The 1,184-nt window shown below is 36.7% G+C and carries 3 protein-coding genes; all 3 read right to left on the reverse strand.

Annotation, left to right across the window (positions count from 1 at the left end; translation table 11 throughout):
• Window positions 1-449 (reverse strand): Rha family transcriptional regulator (locus ACFINH_RS09875; RefSeq protein WP_375632992.1); only part of this gene is annotated, 449 nt, incomplete at its 3' end.
• Window positions 450-464: 15 nt separating this feature from the next.
• Window positions 465-827 (reverse strand): antA/AntB antirepressor family protein, encoded by a 363-nt coding sequence (locus tag ACFINH_RS09880; RefSeq protein ID WP_375632994.1) that lies wholly within the window; start codon window positions 825-827, stop codon window positions 465-467.
• A gap of 66 nt (window positions 828-893) precedes the next feature.
• On the reverse strand, window positions 894-1,184 hold a 291-nt coding region (locus ACFINH_RS09885; RefSeq protein ID WP_375632996.1), incomplete at its 5' end, for a hypothetical protein.

The raw sequence follows: 1,184 nt of genomic DNA on the forward strand, positions 1-1,184 counted from the left end.
CGCTGTAAGCTTTCAAGAGCCATGGCTTTTGGTGTTAAATCTTCAATGATGGTGTCTTTTTGATCTATTTGACCTTGTAGGTAATTCAAAAAGCCAATCATAGCCTTTGGACTTGAATAGTCGATTTGTGGTGTTACTACTTGCTTTTCCAATTCTTGCCAACGGTCTATAATCCTAGCACGTAATGTCATGCTGTAACCGGAAACTAAGATAAGGCATTCACGCTTAGGGAGGTTGTAACAGTTTTGGGGCTTACCCTGTTTATCTAAATAGGTGGATCCAAATTTGGATTGACCCCCTTCAGGATATAATTCTCCTAACATTTGTCGAATATCACGCATAATATGCGCATGTTGCTTACCGCATAACTCTGCAATTTCACGACTAGACATGGTTGGAACAGTTGTGTTTTGAAAATTGTTTTCAGATATTGTAATAAAGTTTCGCATCATCACCCCCCTTAATTAAGAAAAACACAAGGTTTGATATAATATTCTGCCATAGTTTCTATGACGTTCTGCTTGAGCAATTTTCCTTGCTGCGTGAATTTTGAAGTAATGATTATCAGTTTTATCTGTTTCTATTTCAGATTTTGGACAAATCTTCTGTCTGTTCCATTCTTGTTTTGTAAAAACAAAATCCACGCCTTCTTTTAGATCAAGCTTTTCAACACAATCATTAAACCAAGTGGAAAAATCTTGTTTCAAATGTAAGTACCTATGCATTACATGGGCATTGACCATTTGGACGTAACCGATTTTGTTGTCTACCTCGTTTTCAGGCGTGAGATATCCTTCACTATGAATATGAGTATCATGTGTGGTCATAAGTTTACTCTAATCAATTATTGATGGGAAAAAGGGAGGCGCTTTTAAAAGCGCCCTTTAGAATTTTTAAAGCACATCACAAGGACGCAAACGGTGTTGTTGTTCATAAGTACCGTAAATCTCATCATTATATTTTTCGTCTGCGATCTCGTCTAAAAGTTCTTGGTAAGCATCACTTTCGAGTACAAAGTCATGAACTTTACTCTCCTCGTGGAGATGTTCGATATTTTCTTTTACATATGCTTCTGCAATTTCTTCAGAGATATCTTCACAATTATTCTCAGAAGGATTGATGCGAAAGATTTGGATTGCATCATCTGCCTCGTCAATAATTTTTAGAACTTGGCTTTCATCCAG

Source organism: Bartonella sp. AA74HLJMH, assembly GCF_042197045.1.
Taxonomy (GTDB): domain Bacteria; phylum Pseudomonadota; class Alphaproteobacteria; order Rhizobiales; family Rhizobiaceae; genus Bartonella.

Excerpts from the sequence above, each read along its gene's own strand:
- ACFINH_RS09880 (WP_375632994.1), bottom strand. The coding sequence starts at position 827 with ATGACCACACATGATACTCATATTCATAGTGAAGGATATCTCACGCCT.